Source organism: uncultured Maribacter sp., from assembly GCF_963977385.1.
Classification (GTDB): domain Bacteria; phylum Bacteroidota; class Bacteroidia; order Flavobacteriales; family Flavobacteriaceae; genus Maribacter.
Genome location: NZ_CAXBOU010000024.1, coordinates 1 through 23,333 on the forward strand (window position 1 = coordinate 1; position 23,333 = coordinate 23,333).

Sequence of the window (23,333 nt, forward strand, 5' to 3'; positions counted from 1 at the left end):
CAATATGCCGCTTAAAACTAATATTAATCTGTAGCCGTATTTTAGGACGTGACATTATAAAAGTAATATGAAAAAAATTATTATTTTATCTCTTACTATACTTTTAATAGGGTGTAAAGAAGAAAAGAAAAAAGAAGATGTTAAAGCTAAAGACAACCAAGAAGTTGTTAAAAAGGAACGGCCAGTAGCAATCGAAAATGGTAAGTTTTTTGAAGTCGACGGCAAGAGAATGCTTTATGGTGGTGAAAATGAAAATCAACATTTTGACATAACCGATTATTTACTTAAAGATGAACAGTTTCATTACGGAATTGGGCGTGAAAAATTTCCAGCTTTATTAAAACCAGAATTCATTACAGTAAGCGAAGCGAATAAAATTTGGGCAGATAGTACTAGGTTTTTATTAGCCCATTCTGGAAATGACATTAAAGCTTATTCTGTTAAAGACCTGACGAGACACGAAATTGTGAATGATGTTTTAGACGGACAACCAATAATGGCAGTTTACTGCATTTTAGCTGATTTAGGAGCTATTTACGATAGAAACTATGGAGGAAAAGAACTGACATTTGCTTTAAGTGGTTACACATATTATGATAAAAATGTATGGAACGGATTAGATGGATTTGTCTTTTGGGATAGGGAAACGGAAAGCCTTTGGTGGCCTTTAATTGGGAAAGCTGTATCTGGACCTCTAAAAAATGTAAAACTTATTGAAATGGATAATAGCAAGTGGAAAGATACTACTTGGAAAGATATAAAAAATAATTACCCAAATGCTCAGGTTTTAAAATCTGAACAGGATTTTGAGAGACCAACTGAATGGAAAAAAACTGAAAATGTGACATCAATAATAGAGAATTACACGATTGAAAAATAATAACATTTACCAACAAAGGCTGTAAGTAGTTACTTTTTCTCGACTACTTATGAAAATCCTAGTAGATTTTTAGTTTGCTGTATACTTGTAGAGTTAAGTACTGTCCTACGCCACTACTAATATCCGAGACATTAGCAAGTGTTTAATACATAATATTATGAAAGCATGGAATTTTAAAGTAAAAAGTAACCCTAAAGAGATTGGTGATAAATTAGAATCCGCACTTGGGGCTGTCGATGGTTTGGTTTTCAATATGAATTGTAAAAAGAATAACTCAGTAACATTTAAAGTACGCAAAAAGATTCTTTATGCGTGGTATATGCTATTCCTTAATTACATTATTGTAAATGGAAGATTATCAAAAACAGCTATTAAAAATGAGACTGATGTAGAAATTTCTTTTACGCTACACTTTTTAATGGCGTTGATAATATTCACTTATGTGTTGTTATTTTTTGGTTTACTTATAACGATAATTTTAGGGACAAATAACAGTCTTTTGATGTTTATCTCTGGCGGGATTTTACTTGCAGTCGGAGTATTATTATGGATTGAATTTCAGAAGAGAACTGATAAGAAGGTTCAAGAATATAAGACCTTAATCTCTGAAATATTAGAGTTCTAAAAAGGAAAACCTCCAATGAAAAACACCTTTCTCATACTACTCTTTTTTTATTTTGTAATAGGATGTAACGACCCAAAATTAAGCATAAAGAGGTCGTCACTACCTATTACAATGCTTTCGATTCAGGTGACTACAATGAAATAAAAACAGTTATAAGCGATAGCATTACAATTATTGGAGGAGATTACGTAATGCCTTTTAATAACGAAAGTTTTTATGAACACTTTAAGTGGGATTCCATTTTTAAAACAACGTATAACATTCTTAAATTAGAACAGAAGAATAATCTAGTTTTTGCCACCGTAGCATCAAAGTCAATTAAAAATGAGTTTTTAAAAAACAATCCGCTTACATGCAAGTTTAAAATCTCATTCGAATCTGGTAAAATTTCAAAAATCGAAGATTTTGAATACATAGCAACTGATTGGGAAAGTTGGGTAAATGAAAGAGATTCTTTAGTAAATTGGATAAGCAAAAGTCACCCTGAACTAGATGGTTTTGTGCATGATATGACCATGAAGGGTTCCATAAATTATGTAAAGGCAATTGAGATTTATGAAAATGATAAAAAGGCCCTGTAGCTTTGTAACTAAATACAAGAAGTAAACAAATTTAAGAGTCCGTACAAAATGGCAGAATTTTGGGAAGAAGCATTTAAAGACAAGCAAGAAATGTGGGGATTTGAACCTGCACAATCTGCGGTTATAACAAAGGATCTTTTCGTTGCAAATAACGTGACCAACATTTTGATTCCAGGAATTGGTTATGGTCGAAACGCCAAGGTATTTACCGATAATGGGATACGGGTCACAGGTATTGAAATCTCTAAAACAGCCATTGAATTAGCGAAAAACCATTTCGGAAACAACCTTACAATTTACCATGGTTCGGTTACGGAAATGCCTTTTGATAGTAATAAATATAGCGGCATATTCTGCTACGCATTAATTCATTTATTGAATAAAGAAGAGCGAAAGAAGCTACTTCAAGATTGTTATAATCAGTTATCCGATAAAGGTTATATGATATTTACTACCATCTCCAAAAAGGCAACAATATATAATCAAGGTACATTTATAAGTAAAGATAGATTTGAGATTTTCGGTGGCGTTAACATGTTCTTTTATGACCAAGAAACAATAGAGGAGGAATTCGGAGCATTCGGTTTAGTTGAAATAACGGAAGTGATTGAGAGCTATCCTTTTCATATGATAAAGTGTAAGAAAAGCTAATTAGATGAGCTTGCATATTGTAATTGAATTACCAACGCTTGCCAAAGTAATTTTCAAATGATAATCCAAATTATGAAGGTTTACAGCTAGGGTTGTTGATTTTTAGAAATGCTATATTTAGGTCTATGAATGAAACATTGGTCGTACTTCGGAAAGAGTTACATAAACACCCTGAACTTTCTGGTCAAGAGCATACCACTGCAAAACGTATTGTTGAGTTTGTAAAGGATTATCAACCAACCAACATCATTGAAAATATCGGTGGGACAGGGGTAGCAATAATCTATGAGTTCGGAAATGACGGACCAACCGTTGCCATTCGTTGTGAGTTAGACGCTTTGCCAATAGTAGAAGAAAATACCTTCTCGCATCAATCTAAGAATAAAGGTGTTTCTCATAAATGTGGGCATGATGGTCATATGGCCATTGTTGCAGGTTTATCTATGTGGTTGGCAGAAGCTCAATTCAAAAAAGGAAGTATAGTACTATTGTTTCAACCTGCTGAAGAGACAGGAAAGGGCGCAGCTAAGATGTTAGCAGATACTAAGTTTACAAATCTTGCGCCAGATTATGTTTTTGCACTTCATAATTTACCTGGTGAGAAACTACATTCTATATTAGTGAAACCTGGTTATTTCACGGCCACAGTACAAAGTTTGTGCATTCAATTGAAAGGAAAAAAAGCACATGCCTCTGAACCAGAAAACGGAGTAAATCCGTCACTAGCAGCGGCAGAGTTAATTCAACTATTATCCTCGTTTGCTAATCCAAATTTTGAAAATGATGGTTTTGCTTTATTGACTCCTATTTGTATGCATATCGGTGAAAAAACCTACGGAATATCTCCTGAACATGCAGAGTTGCACTATACAATTCGAACATGGAGCGGACAACTAATGAGCGAGTTAGAAGATAAGATTAAAGATGTAGTTAATGTTGTGGCTAAAAAGCATCAATTGAGTTATGACATCAATTGGTTTGAGTTTTTTCCGGCTTCAGAAAACAATGCATTCTGTGTTGAATTAGTGGAAAAGGTGGCTACGGAAAAAGGATTTGAATTAAATAAAAAACCAACACCGCTAAGATTTGGCGAAGATTTTGGGTGGTTTTCTCAAAACTATAAAAGTGCTATTTTCGGATTAGGTGCTGGCGAACAGCATCCTTCTTTGCATCATGCAAATTATGACTTTCCAGATGAATTAATAGATACGGGACTACTTATGTTTAAAGGTTTAATTACCGAAATTTTAGGTAAATAAGACATTTGTATTATTTATAAGTATATCATTTTAAGAAGGTTTGTCTTGCATCCAAAATAAGTAAAATAGGTATCTTTAAGCCGAATCAACGAAAACCAACCTACATGAAAAACCTATTTCTATTACTCTTTGTTACTGTACAACTTTTTTCCTGTCAAGAAGAAAAGAAAGTAATTGAACCTGTAGTACAAAAGCCAAATATTATATACATATTAGCCGATGATTTAGGCTACGCCGAAATTGGCGCTTTCGGTCAAGAGAAAATAGAAACCCCCAATATAGATGCCCTTTCCAAAGAAGGAATGATTTTCACACAACACTATTCTAGTGCTCCGGTTTGTGCACCAGCACGATATATGTTTTTAACAGGAAAACATTCAGGCAATGCTTTTATACGTGGTAATGATGAGTGGAACGAACGTGGTGATGTTTGGGATTATAGAGCAATGGCTAAAGACTCCACCTTAGAAGGGCAGCGACCTGTACCAAAAGGTACCAAAACAATTGCCAACTACTTGAAAGATGATGGTTATACGACAGGCTTGGTTGGTAAATGGGGATTAGGCGCTCCGCATACACATTCTATACCCAATGAAATGGGATTTGATTTTTTCTATGGCTTTAATTGCCAACGACAGGCACACACCTATTATCCGTTGCACTTATACAAAAACAGAAATAGAGTCCATTTGGCGAATGACACGATTGCACCTAGCACACCATTCACAAAAGGCGCAGATCCAAAGGACCCGAATAGTTATAAAGATTATACGTTGACAGATTATGCACCTGACTTAATGTTTAAGGAGCTTACGGGCTTTGTTAAGCAAAATAAAGACAATCCGTTTTTCTTGTATTGGGCAACTCCGATTCCGCATGTAGCATTGCAAGCACCACAAAGATGGGTTGATTATTATATTGATAAATTCGGACCAGAAAAGCCTTATTTATCAGGGGAAGGCAATGATTATTTTTCACACCAAAATCCACATGCCGCCTATGCTGCCATGGTTTCCTATTTTGATGAGAATGTAGGTAAGTTGATACAACAATTGAAAGATGAAGGTATTTATGATAATACCCTGATTGTGTTTACATCTGATAATGGTCCTAGTTATGCTGGTGGTGCCGACCCCGAATTCTTTGATAGTGCTAAACCATTTGATAGTAAATATGGCAAAGGAAAAGGGTTTGTGTATGAAGGAGGAATTCGAGTGCCAACATTTTTTACTTGGCCAGGAAAAATTAAGCCAGGAACCACGAGCGACCATGCGTCGGTTCAGTATGATATGTTGGCGACTTTTGTCGATGTAGTAGATATTGAACTACCGATGCCAACCGATGGTATAAGTATTTTGCCAACATTGCTAGGAGAAAAAAATCAAACCGAACATGAATTTATGTATTGGGAATTTCCTGAATATGGTGGTCAAGTAGCCATTAGAATGGGGGAGTGGAAGATTATACGTCAGCATTTAAAAGATGATGAACAGCCAACCTTAGAGTTGTATAATCTAAAGGAAGACCCTACAGAAAAAGTAAATGTAGCTGAACAACATCCAGAAATTTTGGATAGGGCAGCAGCAATCTTCAAAAGAGAGCATACTACGGCAGAAACCGAACGGTTTCAAATACCGCTCATTGAAAATGGATTGTTAGAAAAATAATTTGCTAAGAACATTATATTCCTTCTTTTTGTATTAGCAAGTTTACTCGTATTCTATAAATTCCTTCTTTTCAGTGTATGATTAGTCCGATAAACTAATTAGTTTTATATCACATAAGTTTTTAGATAAAATAAATTGTTCCATTTACACATGATAAAAAGTATTAAAACTCTTGGTTTAGGTTTGCTTCTGGTAACGCTGACATATTGTAAATCAGAAACCAAGGAAAAGAAAACAGCAGTAATAGTAATAGATCAGGAGCATGTATCAGCTGAAGTTGAGAAGCATATATTAGTAGTTGATAAACCTGAAGGAGTAACTACACCTGAAGGAATGGTTTGGGTACCTGGAGCCACATTTGAACAAGGCGCGGTAGATGCTGATAAAATGGCAATGGATCATGAAAAACCTACTATTGACGTTATGGTAGATGGCTTTTTTATGGATGCTACAGAGGTAACCAACAAACAATTTGCTGACTTTGTAAAAGCTACGGGATATGTAACCATTGCAGAACAAGGTATAGATTGGGAAGAATTAAAAAAACAAGTTCCAGTAGGTACTGAAAAACCGCATGATTCTATTTTGCAGCCAGGGTCGTTAACCTTTAAAAAGTCAAAATCTCCCGTTGCAAATCTTTATGATTTTTCGCAGTGGTGGAATTGGACGATTGGTGCTAATTGGCAACATCCAAATGGACCAAAAAGCAATATTAAAGGAAAAGACAATTATCCTGTTGTTCAAATATCCTATGAAGATGCCTTGGCATATTGTGATTGGGCAAATAGACGTTTGCCAACAGAGGCAGAATGGGAATTGGCTTCAAGGGCTGGTTCGTACGGTACGGTTTATAATTGGGGCAATGATCTTTCTGTATTAAGTAGTAAAGCCAATACGTGGGAAGGTCAATTTCCTGTTGACAACAGTAAAACGGATGGATATGAATTACGTGCTCCTGTAAAATCATATCCAGCAAACGCACTAGGGCTCTATGATATGGCGGGTAATGTTTGGGAATGGACGAGTGATTGGTACAATACCAATTATTATAAAGAGGTAAGCGGTCAAAACACTATTTTAATCAATCCGACAGGGGCAACAAGTCCTTTTACACCTAATAATCAACTTGCAAAAGAGAAAGTTATAAAAGGAGGCTCGTTTTTATGCAGTGCTTCTTATTGTGCTAGTTATAGAGTATCTGCTCGTATGGGTTCTAGTATGGATTCTTCTCTTGAGCATACAGGTTTCAGAACAGTAGCTAGTGTAAATATGTTAACGAAATAATTAAGTAATCAAAATTACTCCACACACTTTAGAAGTCGGTCTAGCTCAATGCCTTTGGTACGACTTATAGGTATTTTTTTATCTTTAATTTCAATGAACTCATGGTTGTATCGTTCAACCATTTTTAAGTTAACAATATAAGATTTATGTATTCTTACAAATTTATCATCACCAAGTTTTTTATGAAAAGTACTTAAAGTAGATAATATTACATAATTACGTTCTGGGGTAATTACCTTAACATAATCACCTAAAGCCTCTACCCACTGAATTGCATGAATGTTAAGCTCAACCTGTTTTAAGTTGTGTTTTATCACCAATTTGCTTTCCGGTTTATTTCTAATGCTAGTTTTAACCTTGATAATAGCTTTGCCTACTGCTATTTCAAATCTTTTTTTACTATAAGGCTTCAAGAGAAAATCAATAACATTATGATCAAATGCTTCTAATGCATAGTTCGAATTTTGACTAGTAATTATAACTTGTGGTTTTATTTGTAATCCGGCTATAAATTCAAATCCGTTCATAAAGGGCATCTCAATGTCCAAAAACAATAAATCAATTTTTGATGAATTTATCTTTTCCAATGCTTCGGTACTACTGGTAAAGGAATATAGAAGTTCTAAATTCGGAGTTTTGTGTATAATCTGTTCCAACAAAGTACGTTGTACATTTGAATCTTCAACTATCGCACAGTTTAATTTTCTCATCTTGCATTACATAATGGTCCCTACAATACTTACGTATTTTATACAGTGAAGGTTCGTTTACTATGATATATTTTTTAATCCTTTTACATATTTAATTACCTTATTAAAGTTATTAATAAGGTATCTGATTATCTAATGACTCGATTAAAACTTTTGATAACTTAATTGTAAGTTTTTTACTCAAAAACCTACTTTTGTATTAGAGATTAATAATTGAACCACTTGATATTATGTCTGATAAAATAGAACGCGTAAAAACATTAATTATAGGATCCGGCCCTGCAGGCTATACAGCAGCTATTTATGCTGCACGTGCAGATTTAAAACCTGTTATGTATACTGGTATGGAGCCAGGCGGACAATTGACAACCACCACAGAAGTAGATAATTTTCCGGGCTATCCAGAAGGTATCGACGGACCTTCAATGATGGTGCAGTTACAACAACAAGCCGAACGTTTTGGTACCGAAGTTAGAATCGGTATGATTACTTCAGTTGAATTTTCGAAGGAAAAAGGAGGTATTCACAAAGTAGTTGCCGATGGTGAAAAGCAAATAGAGGCTGAAACCGTAATTATTTCTACGGGAGCTTCCGCAAAATATTTAAATATACCGAGTGAACAACGTTTACGTGGTGGTGGAGTTTCTGCTTGTGCAGTATGTGATGGTTTTTTCTATAAAGGTCAAGACGTTGCCATTGTTGGGGCGGGCGACACGGCTGCGGAAGAAGCATCTTACCTGGCAAATATTTGTAATAAAGTAACCATGTTAGTGCGTAAAAGTGAAATGCGAGCTTCGAAAGCGATGCAACATAGAGTAAATAGTCTTAAGAATATCGAGATACGTTATAATACAGAGGTCGATGAGGTTTTAGGCGAGCAGGTAGTTGAAGGCTTACGTATGGTAAATAACCTAACGGGAGTAAAAGAAGAAATAGCCATTACAGGTATATTTATCGCTATTGGTCACAAACCAAATACTGATATTTTTAAAGGTCAGTTAGATATGGATGAAACAGGATATCTAATTACGAAAGGTAAATCTACCAAGACGAATTTACCAGGAGTTTTTGCTAGTGGTGATGCCCAAGACAAAGAGTACAGACAAGCTGTAACTGCAGCGGGTACCGGTTGTATGGCTGCTTTGGATGCTGAACGTTATTTAGCTTCTATTGGTTCTGTAGAAGAATCAGTAGCAGACCAGTATAATTTATAGTTGTAAAATAACGCTATAAAAAAAACGCCGTTTCGAAAGAAACGGCGTTTTTTTATTTTTAATAAAAATTAGCTAATCTATTCTTTTGTAATTTTCTGAAAACGTTCTGTTTCCTTCCTCATCTAGGCTTATTTGACTGAACCTATCATCGCTAAGTTGAAGTTCAAAAGTAAAAATACGCATGGTATCCATAGCCATAATCATCTCATTATCTCCATATTCAATGGTTTCTATAAGTTTATCATCCGTTATATTATACGTGCCATAACCAAATCTTCCAATTTTGTCAACAGGTACATACCGACTCCACATTATTTTGCCATTATAATACATTTTCACCTGTCGATACCCGTCAGTGGTAGGTACGGTATCGATAATTTGTTGGCCATCATAATTATAAAAGCTTTCCAGTTCCCAGGTACCTTCTATAGTATGCATGTAGTTCTCGTTGATTATATTGGTCGAGGCGGCAGAAACCAAGACTAACATTAATAAAACCAATCCTATTAATTTTTTCATGGTGAAGAGTTTTAGTTAATATTTCAGTTGAATATCTACTAAAAAGATACGAAATAAATTTAGGATATGTTAAAATTTAAAGCAATTAATTAAGAATATGGTAAAAATATCTTCACGTTATTTAGTATTCTAAATTACTAAGGTGTTAAGTATTTTACTAAGTTTAAGAATATCTTCTTTTGTATGGGACGAACTAAGAACAATACGGCTCATTAATTCATCATCTTCAGTAGGATAACGAAAGTTAGTGACTAGAATACCATTTTCTTCTAGCAAAGCTGCCATTTGCTCATTTTTAAAGCTAAAGGTAGGATGTCCTTTAGACATTGAGAAGGACAATGGATTGGAAAAATGAGTTAGGAACAGTGCAATGTTCCGATTCAACAATGCTCTTTTTTCTGAATAAATAGAATGAGCATCTATTAATGTAGCTAAAGCAGACGGTGTAGCCGGACTAGAACCACCAAAAAATTGAGTTTCTTTTAAATTATCAATCATGGTCTCACTACCAAAAATTGCACCTGCCTGTATGCCAAAGCCTTTACCGAGAGAACAAGTAACTAATAACTCCTTAGGTTTTAACGATTTCAAGTATTTGAGGCTACCACCACCATTAGAACCGGTAATGCCGATACCATGAGAATCATCTATAATAAGAATTACATCTTCTAAAGGTAGTTTTTGAAGAGGTTTGTAATCGGGAAAATTATTGCCATTAAAATCAATGCTATCTAAGAATATCACATGTTTTTTATCACGGTTCTTTAAAACATCTTTTTCTAGTTGCTGCCAGGTTTGATAAATATATTGTTGTCCTCTAAATAGCGCAGAATGAGTATTAGGAGCATAATATAATTGATAATCTTCACAACTAAAATAATCACAAATCAATTGCCCAGCTAAATACCCAGATGACATGGTAATACAACCTTCACTACCTACTAAATTTGATAAGTAGGATTCAGTCTTGTCAAAAATAGAAATGCGAATATTAGATTTTCTTGACGCACTATAAGAAGTGCCATATTTTTTAATATTCTTAATAAAAAGTTCCTGAAAATCTAGGTCTGTCTGTAAACCTAAATATGACGTACCGCCAAAATATAGAAAGTCTTTACCGTCTACATTAATTGTTCTACCAGGAAATTCATCGATTGTAATCATTACTCTAATAGTCGTACACCGGTACCGGCAAGTTTAGGAAAAATTACTTTTCCGTCAGGTTCAATTTGAACTCCTGTGGCAATATCACTTTTCAAAAGAAGTGCCCCGTCCATATCCACATAATCTAATTGTGGTATTAATTGAGCTATGGCAGAGATGCCAACTGTAGACTCTGTCATGCAGCCCACCATAACTTTTATGCCTAAATCCTTTCCTTTTTGTATCATGCGTAGGGCAGGGGTGAGTCCGCCACATTTGGTCAGTTTAATATTGATACCGCTAAAATGAAGTGCACATTTTTCAACATCACTTTCTACAATGCAACTTTCATCAGCCATAACAGGTAAAACGCTATGATGCATAACTTCTTCCATACCAGACCAATTATCGGCTTTTAACGGTTGCTCTAAAAATTCTACTCCAAGCTCTTTTAAAATTGGGGCATTAAATATGGTCTCTTTCGCGGTCCATGCACAATTGGCATCAATTCTAAAAATAGCATCGGTGTGTTTTCTGAGTTCTCTTACAATGGCTACATCATCGCTTGTGCCTAATTTTATTTTATAGATAGGCCATGGCATTTCTTGCATCTTAGCCAGCATAACATCAATAGATGCAATACCTATGGTGTAATTCGTAATAGGATAATGTTCGGTATTTGTACCCCAAATTTCATATAAAGGCTTGCCTAGTAATTTTCCATAAAGGTCATGAGCTGCTAAATCTAAAGCGCAGATGGCAAAGTTTGATAAGCCTTTGTTTACCAAAAAACCATGGAATATTTCTGGTTTGGTAAATTCGAATTTTTCAATTTCTCCTGAAATGGCCCCAATTTCAGCCATCATGCTCTCAGTAGTGATTTTATAATATGGATTGGATGTTGCCTCGCCATAACCTGTTTGACCATTTAAGGTAAGGGAAGCAATCATAGTATCTTGAAAATCATGAGATTCTCTTGAGATACTAAACGTATGCTTCAATGGTAATGTATATTTTTTTAAGTGTACTTGCATGGTACTAATATACATATTAGCACCTGACTAAAAAATGAAAACCCACTGATAATTCAGTGGGTTTTAAAGTTAAGTTGATTGATGATTTTTAATACTTATGTACACTACCAGATACCGATTTGTTCTTCTGTACCGACGGATTGCCTTTGTAAGATATATTACCACCACTAGAAGCTTCCGCAGTTAAATTATTGGCAACATCTATACTAATGTTGGCTCCGCTGCTGGCATCTGCATTACAACTTAGGGTCATAAGGTCGTTTGCTTTAATATTAGCACCACTACTGCCATCTACATACACTTCTTTTGCGTTACCGGAAAGTGTAATATTAGCACCACTACTGGCATCTATCTCCATGTCCGTCACTTTTACATTTGCATTTAACATCGCTCCACTGCTGGCGTCAACATGTAATTTATCAGCCTGTATCATATTTTCCGCAGTTAAATGAGAACCACTTGATGCATATAAACCAGTAACTGCCGGTAAAGTAACATATACCTTTTTGGTAGCTCTACCGATGTTCTCTATTGCATGAATTTTTAATTTACCGTTTCTAATATCGGTACCTATCAAATCCAAGATATTTTCATCTGCTTCAACAGATATGTCAAAATCAGAACCTTGGGTTACAAAAACATAGATACCTTCAGATGATGATACTTCTGTAAACTCTTCAGTAATTTCTCGAGTTTCTTCGACGACTACGCCGTTTCCTTTTTCTCCTGTGCCAAAATCTCCGAAGTTAATGTCAAAGCCACAAGAGGTAAGCAAAAGGGTGAGAACAAGTGCGATTGTAATTCTTACTAGTGTTGTCATGATTGTTTGTTTTTTAGATTGATGTAAAATTGATTGTTTTATAATTTTTCTACGATTAAATACTACTCAATTGTAGATTATGGTGTATGAACTGTAATTAGTTGATACTATCGTTAGCGTTGATTTTTACGCCGTTCTCATCTAATTTCATTTTAAAGGATTCACCATTATCATTGACATCGATATCAATACCGTTTTCATTGATTTTTATTTTACCCTTTTCCCCATTACCATTAATATTAATATCAATTCCATTTCCATTAATATTAATTCGATTTTCCCCGTCGCTTTCATCGTCCTCACTCATATATTCAGGGCAGTCTTGACACTGCAATTCACCGTTGGCGGCCATTTTCCAAACATAGCCTTCAAGGTTATCAACATCTTTATCAGTTGTCATGGTAGTAATATAATTTATACTACTTGCCTGATCGTACTTAAGAATGGTACCCACCGGAAGAAAAATATTAACACGTACTTCTTGATCCTTAAATTTCGGACCTTGAGTGGTTAGGTAATCGTTAAAAGAAATAGTGTTGCCATTAACCTCATACTCATAAATAATTTGCTCAGCTATTGCCTTTGCTTCTCTGTTCGATGGCCCATCTGCTTCTTTACGTACTTGAATGCGTACTAAAGAATCTTGTGATTTTCTAATGCGGAATCTAACATCGTCAGAAACTAAGACCTTATTACCAGCTTCATCATAAGAGATGAACGTATCTCCCATATGTATATCCTTTTCATAGTCGTACTCATCGGTAGCCACCAAATTAATTTGCAAAGTATCTGAAGGTATAATCCCTGTAATTTCATTCTCAACAGAAGTACTACCAGTATAAGCATGAGAAGCAGCTTCTCTAATACCAAAAACAATTAAAAGAATTACAGTAATCAACCAAAGACCTAAAAGTGAAAATTTTGCAATATTTCCTATAGACTTCAAGTTATTGACCAATATTTTTAATCCTAAATACATTAAGAAGAAAAACGGAATACCTATAGCAAAAAAGGCTAATAACGATACTACCCATATTGGTAAATTAGTTGAGTTGACCACATTGTAAAAATCTATACCAGGTACATGAATAACATCTAATATACCTACTGTAAAAAGGCCAACGAAAAGTCCGATTAATGTCGAAGCTCCTATAATAACCAATAGAATACCTATGAATTTGCCAAATATTTTGAATAGAAACATGACTATATCACCAAAAGTGTCAAATACGGTTTTACCTCCTTTTTTAACGGTATTGCCTACTTTTTCATAGTCAACACTTTTTACGCGATCCGCAACGTCATCAAAACCCTCTTTGACCTTACGTTCGATATTACTGATGTTCACGGTTTCACCACTCATATCTAATTTTTCTGCCGTGGTTTTCGCTTCAGGAATAAGGATCCATAATAGTCCATAGATAAATATGAAACCACCCCAAGTGAATATGGTCAAGAATATCCAAATTAAGCGTATCCATAAAGGATCGATTCCAAAATAATGAGCTAAACCTGAAGAAACCCCAGCAACGTATTTTTTCTCTGTGTCTCTGTATAGTTTTTTAACTCTCTCTTTATTAGAAGCAGTTTTTGCTCTTGGCTCATCTTCAAAGATTTCCTCATCGACCATATAATCTTCTGGTTGCCCCATAATAGCGATTACATCATCTACTTCTTTTTGTGTGATTACCTGCCTTTCATTTTCTAATTTCTCATGGAAAAGTTCGGCGATACGTGCTTCTATATCGGCAATGATTTCATCACTACCCGGTGTATTGGCAAAGGATCGTTTAACCGATTCTAAATACCTACGCATTTTATTATATGCCACTTCGTCTATATGGAAGAGCATGTTTGCTAGATTAATATTTACTGTCTTGTTCATCGTTAGCTGTTTTTTGTGTTGGTTACCAGGTTCGTGGCTTTTCTCAATTCATCCCAAGTGGTATCTAATTCTTTAAGAAAAAGTTTACCGGTCTCGGTTAAGGTATAGTATTTTCTTGGCGGTCCAGAAGTAGATTCTTCCCAACGGTAGTTCAGAAGACCTGCATTCTTTAACCTTGTAAGTAGTGGGTATATAGTACCTTCTACTACCAGCATTTTGGCATCTTTAAGCGTACCTAAGATTTCAGAAGCATATTTATCGTGTCCGTTTAAGATGGACAGGATGCAATACTCCAAAACCCCTTTTCGCATTTGCGCTTTTGTGTTTTCTACATTCATAATGTCTTTTTGCTTTTTATGCAGTCCCCTTTGTGGAGGGGTTTGCTCCATAGTGTCTGTTGTCTGCATAGATTAACTGTTCGTTTTTTGTTCGATGAATAAACATCCTGATTAATTTTTGATTGATTAATAAACTCTTAAGGGTGTGATGAATACCCTGTCTTTTAATGTAAACTTATAACTCTGCTCATAAGCCATTTGCTATCAGTCTTTTTCCAGATAACAATAAATTTTGTTGGCTTCGATATGGCATTCGGTTCTTGGTTATTGTAAAATTTGTGCAATCCTATTTGTACTGCTCCAAAATCTTTTATGGGGTAAACCTCTACACTTTCTTTAATTAAGGTTCGTGTTACTTTACCACAAATATTCTTCTCGATACTTTTTAAAAGTTCAGCTTTGTCTGTTGCCAACCCTCCTTTATCATGATAAAACTCAATATCCTCATCATAGAACTCGGTTTGTGTTTTCATATCACACTCATTATATGCGATGAAATATGTTTTATCCAATTCCATAATGGTATTGTAAAGGGCTTCGTTTTCTACATCTTGACCCTTAAGCATGTTTGATACCAATACAAGAGTTAGAATTATTATTATTTTAATTAGGCCCATTATTTTATGAATTTTATAGTTAATGGATATTCAAAATGCTCACCTTCATTTGTTTTTATGGTTGCCAAAATGGTGTATACAATATTAATAATGAACAAAGCTGATTGGGCTAGTCCAAGTAATCCTACAGGTATCATCCAAGGGCCAAAGAAATCATCGCTATTAAAATGAAAATCAACAAAACTAAAACTCTGTAGGTTTGAAAAACTAAAGTGATCAAAGTCGAAAATATTTGGAATTAACCCCCCTAAGAAAAATGGTATGCTAATCATACCTACTAAAATAGAGTAGAGTAAAATGCTTATTTGAAAATTTAATGCCTGTTTGCCATTATGGTCTATAAATTCATATTCTTTCTTGTTCGCTGTCCATAATACAAGAGGTATTATAAAGTTCCCAAAGGGAAAAAAGAATTTAAAAAACGTACTCGCATGTATAAGTGCAGAGAGGTTTCGTTCGTGCTTAGTTACTGTTTCTATCATGATTGGTTCGTTGTTGATGATGATTGTTTTTATTACTATGCAAAAGCTATTTACTTTGATAACCTAATAACTTCCTATGCAAATATATGGCTAAAAAAAGGTACTATGTTAGACATAGTACTAATATTTAACATTATTTTAACATTTTAGTATGCTATAAATAATAGCTACTTTTATAAAAATATATAGATAATATGGCCGTAACAGCTAGTAAATTCAACATGTTTTCTTTTTTAAAACTACCTGCAGCATGGTGGTGTGGGGTGCGCTTAAGAACAATAGATAAAAATAAGGCCGTTGTGACCGTAAGGCACAGATGGATTAATCAGAATCCGTTTAAATCAATGTTTTGGGCAGTACAGGGTATGGCGGCAGAATTGGCTACAGGAGCCATGATGATAGACCAAATTGAAGCTTCTGGCAAGAAAATATCCATGTTGGTAGCTAATAATAAAGCCAATTTTTCAAAGAAAGCTACAGGTAAAATCACTTTTACTTGTGAAGATGGGCATATGATTAAAGAAGCTTTAGATAAAACTATTGCTACAGGAGAAGGACAAACTATTTGGATGAAATCTATCGGAGTAAATGAAGAAGGAGTAGTGGTGAGTACTTTTGATTTTGAGTGGACGGTGCGATTGAAGAAGTAATGTTTAATGCCAATTAATAGAAAAAAATACTCATTTTAAGACATATTACGATGGTATTTAATAGCTAAAAACTAAAGTTTGTAGCTTAATGACAGCACATGTTATCGTTTTAATAAGGTATATATATTAGAATTGAATAGTAGCGCATTTAATTTTTTGCAAGCTTTGAATTTTCGTTTTCGCTTTTAATTGTTTTGATGATTTATTTGCATTTTCATCAATTTTCAAAAAGTCTTCAAAAGAATATTCCATATTATGGAGTTCAAAAATTTTCTTTACAATCGCTTCTCTACTTGGGGCATTAAAAGAATTTGCTAGATTGCTAACTCCCATAATACTTCTCTGTTCTGGTCTCCAGAAACCAGTACTTCTATAATTACCCCCTTCATATGCTCCTACATGTTCATAACCGGTAAGTCCAATAAAATGTTTCCATTTAATGGAAGTCAAATTATTGGTGGAATCTAAATTGGCAGTATTATTTGCTAAGGCGTATGCCGGGTAATCCTCTCTAATATACTCATCTCCCAAACTTGCAAAGGCATGACCAACCTCATGAATCATTATTTCGTTATTTCCATCTCCAAATACTGCAAGATTTCCATTAAGAACTGCGAATCCATTAACCTTTGCATTTTTACCATTTACAGATAAAAGCACTAGGTTTTTTCCGTTCTGTGGGTCAAAATTCTGTTTTTCTAAATATTCAGTAATAGGATTCCAATTCTCAAGAAGTAGATTTCCATCAGAATCTACATAACCACCAAAAGGAGTTTCCACTACAAGACCACCATCGTCGGATTTAGAGGATTTAGATTCTGCATAAATGATATATGCATTAAAATATTCCTTGTATTCAGAAAATGGAGGAGTGTTAAAAAGATAATTGATGCTACTTAGACCTTGTGTTCTATATTTTCCATTTTCTGCCTCTAAATCATTTTGAAAATAGATATCTCCAAGAAATATTACGTTAATGCCATTACTCTTATTATTTTCAAAAACGATTTCAATATCTCCGTCGTTAAAAAATTGATCATCAGTAGTATAGGTCAAATTATCTGCCGACTCATCTTTTCCACATGATATGAATACAGTAATAAAAAGGAGTAGGATAATTTTTGAAAGTGTTTTGTACATGATAAATAGCGGTTGAAATTAAATCTGTATCAGTAAAATTATAACTATTATATTTTTAATAAATTGCTCGTAAATTGTTTAAAGTGATAATATATTTTAAGAAAATTAACTGTATAAATTTATTTTAATAATGGGAGCATCTTCATTTAATTTTCAGGAAACACAGAAATTCACCCAATGGTAGCTGTGGTTGATAATTCTGGCTCCAATAATTTTAACTGGATTAAAAATAGTAAGTAGTATTATGGTTGTTTTTAGTGGTTACATTCCAGATGATTCTGGTAATAACAGCATGATGTGGATAGCAAATAGAATACCTCTTAGTAAAATAGTATTTGTTCTACTTTACTTGCTTACCATCTTGTTTTTAGTAATAGCAAAGCTAAAAGTGGTGGTATCTGATACTATTAAAATTCGGTATCTTATGTTCTTTAAAAAAGTAATTAGTCTAAGCGATATTGCAGTGGCAACAGCTATTAATTATGACTTTGTGGGATATGGCATTAGAAAAACTAAAAAGTACGGTACTGTTTTTAATGTTAAGGGAAAAGAAGGCATTTCTTTAACACTTAAAAATGGAAAGAAATACCTTATTGGTACGCAAAGGTCTCAAGAATTAGCACAGGCTGTAGGAGAAGTTTAGTATTGATAAACAAATTAAACGAATGGCTATAAAGTAGTATTAGCTAAAAATAAAGTTAAGCTTAAAACATTTATGCAACTAATACAAAAACATAAGTCAATTCTTTTAATTCTATTTGTACTGGTTTTAGTACATCTACTTCATGGTGTGATAATTTGGTCATCAATCGGACTACAATTAACAAATAAACAAGTAGACTTTATCTCATTAATATCGATACCTATTGTTATGGTAGTTGGTATAATTTATTTATTAAAACATTTTGGAATTCATTTAAATTTTTCATTAAAAAAGGTAAATCCGAAGCTAGTATTCTATGTAATACTTCTTGCTGTATTTATTATTATTCTCCAAACAGCTCTAGACATACCTTTTGTAAAAGAACTACTTCAATCAAAAATTCGTTTTTTTACTTTTACTAATCCATTTCAATATGGTTTGCATGGTATGGTTTATTTGTTGCTAGCAGTAATTGCAGCACCAATTACCGAGGAAATTTTATATAGAAAAATTATCTTCAATAAATTAAAGGAACAATACGGGTTCACCTTTGGTTTGGTTGTTTCGTCTTTTCTATTTGCGTTCGTACACTGGAATCTTGAAGGCTTAATTGCCTATTTTATTATAGGTATTTTATTTGCTTATCTCTATCATTTAACTAAAACTCTGTGGCTTAATATTTTACTTCATGGTACTTATAACTTTTTAGTAAAGTTTATAACCATTGAAACTTACGATTCTTCACATAGAATGTATATAATTATTTTGTTGTTGTACTTAATTTCTGTTGCCGGTATATATATGATTTTAAAAGAGGTGAAAATTCTTACCAATGATTCAAATCGAATTTGACTTGTAACAAAACATTTTTTTTATCTACTAATAAGCATCAATCAATAAAAATTAAGAAATGAACGCACACGAAATAGAATACGAGATTTTTGGAGAAGAAATGCAATACGTTGAAATAGAGCTTGATCCTCAAGAGGCAGTTGTTGCCGAAGCTGGTAGCTTTATGATGATGGACACCGATATAAAAATGAATACCATTTTTGGTGACGGAAGTAATCAAGACAATAGTGTTTTAGGTAAAATATTTTCTGCAGGTAAACGAATGTTGACCGGTGAGAGCCTGTTTATGACTGCCTTTTTAAATATTGGTAAGGGAAAGAAAAAAGTGAGTTTTGCATCACCATATCCTGGTAAAATTCTACCTATAGACTTATCAGAAATGGGGGGACGGTTTATTTGCCAGAAGGATGCTTTTTTATGCGCCGCAAAAGGAGTATCGATTGGTATCGAATTTTCAAAGAAATTGGGCCGTGGACTATTTGGTGGAGAAGGTTTTATCATGCAAAAATTAGAGGGTGATGGTATGACCTTTATTCATGCAGGCGGAACTTTAGCGAAAAAGACATTAGGTCCTGGAGAAGTACTTAAAGTCGATACAGGGTGTATAGTTGGTTTCACTAAAGATGTCGACTATGATATTGAGTTTGTAGGGGGAATTCGAAATACCGTTTTCGGTGGTGAAGGATTGTTTTTTGCGACACTACGTGGACCTGGTACAGTTTATATTCAGTCATTGCCATTCAGTCGTTTGGCAGGTAGAGTGCTAGCTTCAATACCAAGAGGTGGAAAAGATAAAGGAGAGGGAAGTATTTTGGGTACTCTTGGAGATATCGTTGGTGGGGATAATAGGTTTTAGTCATATTCTACTTATATAATTTGTATAAGTGGAAATATTTGCTAAATAAATGACAGGAGTTGTTTACGATTTCACCTGGGTTTTACATTCTTACAATTGAAAAAATGTCGGTTTTAATGAGAAACTGATAGAAAAGCCTAAAACTAAACAATATATACAAATTTTACTTCTCAGTAATTTTGATTCCGTATCTTAATTCCATGTTCTTTTATGAGAATTGGAAACTAGATGTTTTTTAAACTTGATTCGGTTATTTTAGAACCTTAAAAACCAACATTTTCGAGTGTTATTAATTTTAAATTTGTCTTTTTTAGGTCCTTCAAAGACTAATAAGCTAGCGAGAATTAAATAAATTTAAATAGTGTATAAATGTGGATCATATTCGATTTTGGACATTTAAAGTTTAAAATTGCCAAAAGACATATTTAAAAAGTCGATTAAAGAAATCGAAACCAATTGAAAATTTAAAAAGTTGAATTCACTAAGCCGCTATAAAACAAAGTTAATTGTATTAGGGAAATGAAATTTGTTCTAACATTTTTTATATCATTATTTTTTCTGAGCGCTACATTTGCTCAAAAAGAAAAAGACTCCCTATTTCAAATTTGGCACAACATAAACATTCCAGATTCAACTCGGTTTAATGTGATGAGTAATTTAATTGATGATCACTATTTATTTAAAAAAACAGATAGTGCACTTATTTTAGTCCATCAAATGTTAGATCTCGCCCAAAGCAAAAAGAACATTAGATACGAAGTTGAAGCACAAACATTACTGGGTAAAATATATTTTGAAAAAAAAGAAAATGAGAAAGCCAAAACCTATTATACAACGGGCTTAGAACTTGCACTTTCTATCAAGGACAGTTTTTTGTATGCTAATAAGCTACTGGGTTTGGGCAGTTTAGAATATACTTATGAGGATTATACCAACGCATTTAAAACACTGCAAAAATCCCAGACATATAGCGAAAAAATAGGGGATAGCCTTAATTTGGGTTGGAGTATAGCATATCAAGGGTTCATTTTTACTGCATTGGGTGATTATCAAGAAGCAGAAAAGTACCATTTAAATCATTTAAGATTAAGCAAAAAATACGGAATAAAGAGAAGCATATCTGGAGCAAATGGGAACTTAGGAAATGTGTATAAGAATTTAGGAAATATTCCTAAATCTATTAAACATTGGAAAGAAGGCATTAGAATAGCCAAAGAAATAGGACTTCCGCTATATGCAGTAATAGGCACTGGAAATTTAATTTCTATTTATATAGATGAAAAAGATTATGAGAATGCAAGTAAATATTTGGAAGAATATATATCCGTTCTAGGGCATTTAAAAAACCCTGAATATCATAGCGATATTTTATTATTCCAATGTCAAATAGAATATGGATTAGGCAATTACATAGAAGCTTTAAAAAAATGCAATGATTGTATTAAGATATATGATGTGAATAATTGGGACTATGATACTGATATTTTAAAAAGCCTTTATGAGATAAATAAAAAATTAAACAACCACGCATTAGCTCTTAATTACTTTGAAAAATATCAAGAACTAATTGATAATGAAAATGAAAATAAATCAAGAACAGAAATTCAGAATATCATTTTCAACAATCAGTTAAGCACTGATAGTATTGCAAAAGCGCAGGAAAAAGAATCGCTAAGTAGAACCTATAAAGCAGGTTTGCTTAAAAAAAACAGAGAGCGAAACTTGTTTTTAATTCTTGGATTTCTGGTTCTTCTTCTAGGTACAGCATATTTTATTATTTACCGAAAAATTGAAACCACAAAGAGAAAGAGGCTTAGAGAAATCAATACGCTAAAAAATGCCTTATTCACAAACATCACTCATGAATTCAGAACACCACTTACGGTTATTAAAGGTATGACCGACGCTATTAAATCTGATTTACAAAATAAAAAACCAGAAGGCATTCAGAATTCATTAGAAATGATTGAGCGTAATAGTAATAATCTGTTGCACTTGGTAAATGAGATGTTAGATTTATCTAAGTTAGAAAGTGGAAATATGGAATTGCAATTAATACAATCCGATATAATTCCCTTTATAAAATATTTAGGTGAAAGTTTCAGTTCTTATGCTCTAGAAAATGATATAAAACTTACTATTTATTGTGAAATAGAATCCTTGATAATGGATTTTGATGGTAATAAACTTACTTCAATTGTTTCTAACTTACTTTCAAATGCCATTAAGTTTACAGAAGAGCAAGGCAAAATTATTGTTCATATCAATAAAATAAATCAGAAAGACCAATCTTATTTATCTATAAAAATAAAAGATAGTGGTATTGGTATCGCTAGTGAAGAACTACCAAACATATTTAATCGTTTTTATCAAACAGATGCGTCAACTGTAAGAAAAAATGAAGGCACAGGCATTGGTTTAGCGCTTACAAAAGAACTTGTTGAATTAATGAATGGAACTATTGAGGTTAAAAGTAAACTTAGCAAAGGAAGTGAATTTAGCGTTAAAATTCCTATTACCAATAATGCAAAAACAATATCGCAAGTTCCACAAACTTTAGATTCTACCTTTCAAATAATTAGAACTAAATCGAAACAAGTTGCCAAAACCCAAGATACTGCCGCTGAATTACCTTTATTGCTAATAATTGAGGACAATATGGATGTTGCTCATTATTTAAAAACTTGCCTTAAGAGCACTTATGAAACCATTCATGCAGTGAACGGAATTGAGGGAATTGAGATAGCACTAGAAAAAATTCCAGATATTATTATTTGTGATGTTATGATGCCTGGTAAAGATGGTTTTGAGGTATGTAAGACCCTAAAAAATGATGAGCGATCAGACCATATTCCGATTATAATATTAACAGCTAAAGCGACTTTCGAAGATAAATTAAAAGGTTTATCGATAGGGGCAGATGCCTATTTAGCAAAACCATTTAATAAAGAAGAGCTTTTTACCCGACTAGATCAACTGATTTTAGTGCGCAAAAAGCTCATGAAAAAATTGGAGAAAAGTGGATACTCTTCATTGCTCAATGAAGAATTTGAAGATCCACAAACAAAATTTTTAAAACAAATTATTGAAAGTGTACATACCCACTTAGACGATGCAAATTTTGGTGCTACTCAATTAGCCAAAGAATTGCATTTAAGTGAATCTCAAATCTATCGCAAATTAAAATCCATTTCAGACAAGTCTACAGCAATTTTTATTAGAACTGTTCGTCTTCAAAAGGCCAAAGAACTGCTTCAAACTTCATCTAAATCTGTTTCCGAAATAGCATATGTTGTCGGTTTTAGTAATCCATCGTGGTTTAGTAGAGCATTTAAAGATGAATTTGGTTATCCACCAAGTGAAGAGGTAAGTATCTGATTATAATATAGTTACAGGTTATCTTTTGCATGTTATGCACAAATAGTACATGCTTTTTCTTCTCGATTCAAAATTAGTTCTAGGTTTTGAAAAAATAGTGAATAC

At 33.5% G+C, this 23,333-nt stretch carries 23 protein-coding genes; 13 read left to right on the plus strand and 10 right to left on the minus strand.

Annotation, left to right across the window (positions count from 1 at the left end; all coding sequences use genetic code 11):
* The first annotated feature begins 67 nt into the window (after positions 1-67).
* From AAC084_RS19285 to AAC084_RS19315, 7 genes are all read left to right on the plus strand, one after another.
* The gene (locus AAC084_RS19285) at positions 68-880 is read left to right on the plus strand and encodes a DUF3179 domain-containing (seleno)protein (RefSeq protein ID WP_339841945.1); all 813 of its coding nucleotides are present in this window, start codon (positions 68-70) and stop codon (positions 878-880) included.
* Between the two features lie 157 nt (positions 881-1,037).
* Positions 1,038-1,505, plus strand: a complete 468-nt coding sequence (locus AAC084_RS19290) for a DUF423 domain-containing protein (RefSeq protein WP_339841947.1) — start codon at positions 1,038-1,040, stop codon at positions 1,503-1,505.
* 191 nt (positions 1,506-1,696) lie between these two features.
* On the plus strand, positions 1,697-2,086 hold the full coding sequence (locus tag AAC084_RS19295; protein WP_339841949.1) for a hypothetical protein: 390 nt from the start codon (positions 1,697-1,699) through the stop codon (positions 2,084-2,086).
* A gap of 48 nt (positions 2,087-2,134) precedes the next feature.
* Positions 2,135-2,737, plus strand: a complete 603-nt coding sequence (locus AAC084_RS19300) for a class I SAM-dependent methyltransferase (RefSeq protein ID WP_339841950.1) — start codon at positions 2,135-2,137, stop codon at positions 2,735-2,737.
* A 125-nt stretch (positions 2,738-2,862) separates the two neighbouring features.
* Positions 2,863-3,996, plus strand: a complete 1,134-nt coding sequence (locus tag AAC084_RS19305) for an amidohydrolase (protein ID WP_339841951.1) — start codon at positions 2,863-2,865, stop codon at positions 3,994-3,996.
* 104 nt (positions 3,997-4,100) lie between these two features.
* The gene (locus AAC084_RS19310) at positions 4,101-5,663 is read left to right on the plus strand and encodes an arylsulfatase (RefSeq protein ID WP_339841952.1); all 1,563 of its coding nucleotides are present in this window, start codon (positions 4,101-4,103) and stop codon (positions 5,661-5,663) included.
* A gap of 150 nt (positions 5,664-5,813) precedes the next feature.
* Complete coding sequence (locus AAC084_RS19315; protein ID WP_339841954.1) at positions 5,814-6,947, plus strand: formylglycine-generating enzyme family protein; 1,134 nt, start codon at positions 5,814-5,816, stop codon at positions 6,945-6,947.
* A 14-nt stretch (positions 6,948-6,961) separates the two neighbouring features.
* Here the strand turns inward: AAC084_RS19315 and AAC084_RS19320 are convergent, their stop codons facing one another.
* Positions 6,962-7,657, minus strand: a complete 696-nt coding sequence (locus AAC084_RS19320) for a LytTR family DNA-binding domain-containing protein (protein ID WP_339841956.1) — start codon at positions 7,655-7,657, stop codon at positions 6,962-6,964.
* A 230-nt stretch (positions 7,658-7,887) separates the two neighbouring features.
* Here AAC084_RS19320 and trxB point away from each other — a divergent pair, with 230 nt between their 5' ends.
* Positions 7,888-8,871: a thioredoxin-disulfide reductase gene (gene trxB / locus AAC084_RS19325; RefSeq protein ID WP_339841957.1), complete on the plus strand. Its 984-nt coding sequence runs from the start codon at positions 7,888-7,890 to the stop codon at positions 8,869-8,871.
* A gap of 72 nt (positions 8,872-8,943) precedes the next feature.
* On the opposite strand, the gene AAC084_RS19330 is transcribed toward trxB, so the two are convergent.
* The 8 genes from AAC084_RS19330 to AAC084_RS19365 all read right to left on the minus strand — a co-directional run bounded on the left by AAC084_RS19330 (position 8,944) and on the right by AAC084_RS19365 (position 15,709).
* Positions 8,944-9,390: a hypothetical protein gene (locus AAC084_RS19330; RefSeq protein ID WP_339841958.1), complete on the minus strand. Its 447-nt coding sequence runs from the start codon at positions 9,388-9,390 to the stop codon at positions 8,944-8,946.
* Between the two features lie 129 nt (positions 9,391-9,519).
* Complete coding sequence (locus AAC084_RS19335) at positions 9,520-10,554, minus strand: aminotransferase class I/II-fold pyridoxal phosphate-dependent enzyme (protein ID WP_339841959.1); 1,035 nt, start codon at positions 10,552-10,554, stop codon at positions 9,520-9,522.
* Complete coding sequence (locus AAC084_RS19340) at positions 10,554-11,567, minus strand: dipeptide epimerase (RefSeq protein ID WP_339841961.1); 1,014 nt, start codon at positions 11,565-11,567, stop codon at positions 10,554-10,556. Before AAC084_RS19340 ends, AAC084_RS19335 begins: the two co-directional genes overlap by 1 nt.
* 88 nt (positions 11,568-11,655) lie before the next feature.
* A complete protein-coding gene (locus tag AAC084_RS19345) occupies positions 11,656-12,387 on the minus strand; it encodes a head GIN domain-containing protein (RefSeq protein ID WP_339841963.1) in 732 nt (243 codons plus the stop codon).
* 97 nt (positions 12,388-12,484) lie between these two features.
* Positions 12,485-14,272 carry a PspC domain-containing protein gene (locus AAC084_RS19350; protein ID WP_339841965.1) on the minus strand — a complete coding sequence of 596 codons (1,788 nt, stop codon included), beginning with the start codon at positions 14,270-14,272 and terminating at the stop codon, positions 12,485-12,487.
* A 2-nt stretch (positions 14,273-14,274) separates the two neighbouring features.
* A complete protein-coding gene (locus AAC084_RS19355; protein WP_339842016.1) occupies positions 14,275-14,610 on the minus strand; it encodes a PadR family transcriptional regulator in 336 nt (111 codons plus the stop codon).
* 164 nt (positions 14,611-14,774) lie between these two features.
* Positions 14,775-15,176 carry a nuclear transport factor 2 family protein gene (locus AAC084_RS19360; protein ID WP_339841967.1) on the minus strand — a complete coding sequence of 134 codons (402 nt, stop codon included), beginning with the start codon at positions 15,174-15,176 and terminating at the stop codon, positions 14,775-14,777.
* Between the two features lie 50 nt (positions 15,177-15,226).
* Complete coding sequence (locus AAC084_RS19365; RefSeq protein ID WP_339841969.1) at positions 15,227-15,709, minus strand: DUF4870 domain-containing protein; 483 nt, start codon at positions 15,707-15,709, stop codon at positions 15,227-15,229.
* 194 nt (positions 15,710-15,903) lie between these two features.
* Between AAC084_RS19365 and AAC084_RS19370 the strand changes: the two genes are divergently transcribed.
* Positions 15,904-16,359 carry a DUF4442 domain-containing protein gene (locus AAC084_RS19370; RefSeq protein WP_339841971.1) on the plus strand — a complete coding sequence of 152 codons (456 nt, stop codon included), beginning with the start codon at positions 15,904-15,906 and terminating at the stop codon, positions 16,357-16,359.
* Positions 16,360-16,485: 126 nt separating this feature from the next.
* Here the strand turns inward: AAC084_RS19370 and AAC084_RS19375 are convergent, their stop codons facing one another.
* Positions 16,486-17,499 (minus strand): M64 family metallopeptidase, encoded by a 1,014-nt coding sequence (locus AAC084_RS19375; RefSeq protein ID WP_339841973.1) that lies wholly within the window; start codon positions 17,497-17,499, stop codon positions 16,486-16,488.
* A 244-nt stretch (positions 17,500-17,743) separates the two neighbouring features.
* Between AAC084_RS19375 and AAC084_RS19380 the strand changes: the two genes are divergently transcribed.
* The 4 genes from AAC084_RS19380 (at position 17,744) to AAC084_RS19395 (ending at position 23,228) form a co-directional block, all read left to right on the plus strand.
* Positions 17,744-18,142, plus strand: a complete 399-nt coding sequence (locus AAC084_RS19380) for a hypothetical protein (protein WP_339841974.1) — start codon at positions 17,744-17,746, stop codon at positions 18,140-18,142.
* 72 nt (positions 18,143-18,214) lie between these two features.
* Positions 18,215-18,994, plus strand: a complete 780-nt coding sequence (locus AAC084_RS19385; protein ID WP_339841975.1) for a CPBP family intramembrane glutamic endopeptidase — start codon at positions 18,215-18,217, stop codon at positions 18,992-18,994.
* Between the two features lie 58 nt (positions 18,995-19,052).
* Positions 19,053-19,850, plus strand: a complete 798-nt coding sequence (locus AAC084_RS19390; RefSeq protein ID WP_339841976.1) for a TIGR00266 family protein — start codon at positions 19,053-19,055, stop codon at positions 19,848-19,850.
* Between the two features lie 519 nt (positions 19,851-20,369).
* Complete coding sequence (locus tag AAC084_RS19395) at positions 20,370-23,228, plus strand: ATP-binding protein (protein WP_339841977.1); 2,859 nt, start codon at positions 20,370-20,372, stop codon at positions 23,226-23,228.
* Positions 23,229-23,333 lie beyond the last annotated feature (105 nt).

What these genes read in the sequence shown, in the direction of transcription:
- AAC084_RS19355 (WP_339842016.1), bottom strand. Translation starts at nt 14,610, where the DNA reads ATGAATGTAGAAAACACAAAAGCGCAAATGCGAAAAGGGGTTTTGGAG.
- AAC084_RS19330 (WP_339841958.1), bottom strand. Translation starts at nt 9,390, where the DNA reads ATGAAAAAATTAATAGGATTGGTTTTATTAATGTTAGTCTTGGTTTCT.
- AAC084_RS19315 (WP_339841954.1), top strand. Translation starts at nt 5,814, where the DNA reads ATGATAAAAAGTATTAAAACTCTTGGTTTAGGTTTGCTTCTGGTAACG.
- AAC084_RS19395 (WP_339841977.1), top strand. Translation starts at nt 20,370, where the DNA reads ATGAAATTTGTTCTAACATTTTTTATATCATTATTTTTTCTGAGCGCT.
- AAC084_RS19345 (WP_339841963.1), bottom strand. Translation starts at nt 12,387, where the DNA reads ATGACAACACTAGTAAGAATTACAATCGCACTTGTTCTCACCCTTTTG.
- AAC084_RS19360 (WP_339841967.1), bottom strand. Translation starts at nt 15,176, where the DNA reads ATGCTTAAGGGTCAAGATGTAGAAAACGAAGCCCTTTACAATACCATT.
- AAC084_RS19385 (WP_339841975.1), top strand. Translation starts at nt 18,215, where the DNA reads ATGCAACTAATACAAAAACATAAGTCAATTCTTTTAATTCTATTTGTA.
- AAC084_RS19305 (WP_339841951.1), top strand. Translation starts at nt 2,863, where the DNA reads ATGAATGAAACATTGGTCGTACTTCGGAAAGAGTTACATAAACACCCT.
- AAC084_RS19340 (WP_339841961.1), bottom strand. Translation starts at nt 11,567, where the DNA reads ATGCAAGTACACTTAAAAAAATATACATTACCATTGAAGCATACGTTT.
- AAC084_RS19380 (WP_339841974.1), top strand. Translation starts at nt 17,744, where the DNA reads ATGGTTGTTTTTAGTGGTTACATTCCAGATGATTCTGGTAATAACAGC.
- AAC084_RS19375 (WP_339841973.1), bottom strand. Translation starts at nt 17,499, where the DNA reads ATGTACAAAACACTTTCAAAAATTATCCTACTCCTTTTTATTACTGTA.
- AAC084_RS19285 (WP_339841945.1), top strand. Translation starts at nt 68, where the DNA reads ATGAAAAAAATTATTATTTTATCTCTTACTATACTTTTAATAGGGTGT.
- AAC084_RS19290 (WP_339841947.1), top strand. Translation starts at nt 1,038, where the DNA reads ATGAAAGCATGGAATTTTAAAGTAAAAAGTAACCCTAAAGAGATTGGT.
- AAC084_RS19350 (WP_339841965.1), bottom strand. Translation starts at nt 14,272, where the DNA reads ATGAACAAGACAGTAAATATTAATCTAGCAAACATGCTCTTCCATATA.
- AAC084_RS19310 (WP_339841952.1), top strand. Translation starts at nt 4,101, where the DNA reads ATGAAAAACCTATTTCTATTACTCTTTGTTACTGTACAACTTTTTTCC.
- trxB (WP_339841957.1), top strand. Translation starts at nt 7,888, where the DNA reads ATGTCTGATAAAATAGAACGCGTAAAAACATTAATTATAGGATCCGGC.
- AAC084_RS19300 (WP_339841950.1), top strand. Translation starts at nt 2,135, where the DNA reads ATGGCAGAATTTTGGGAAGAAGCATTTAAAGACAAGCAAGAAATGTGG.
- AAC084_RS19320 (WP_339841956.1), bottom strand. Translation starts at nt 7,657, where the DNA reads ATGAGAAAATTAAACTGTGCGATAGTTGAAGATTCAAATGTACAACGT.
- AAC084_RS19365 (WP_339841969.1), bottom strand. Translation starts at nt 15,709, where the DNA reads ATGATAGAAACAGTAACTAAGCACGAACGAAACCTCTCTGCACTTATA.
- AAC084_RS19370 (WP_339841971.1), top strand. Translation starts at nt 15,904, where the DNA reads ATGGCCGTAACAGCTAGTAAATTCAACATGTTTTCTTTTTTAAAACTA.
- AAC084_RS19390 (WP_339841976.1), top strand. Translation starts at nt 19,053, where the DNA reads ATGAACGCACACGAAATAGAATACGAGATTTTTGGAGAAGAAATGCAA.
- AAC084_RS19295 (WP_339841949.1), top strand. Translation starts at nt 1,697, where the DNA reads ATGCCTTTTAATAACGAAAGTTTTTATGAACACTTTAAGTGGGATTCC.
- AAC084_RS19335 (WP_339841959.1), bottom strand. Translation starts at nt 10,554, where the DNA reads ATGATTACAATCGATGAATTTCCTGGTAGAACAATTAATGTAGACGGT.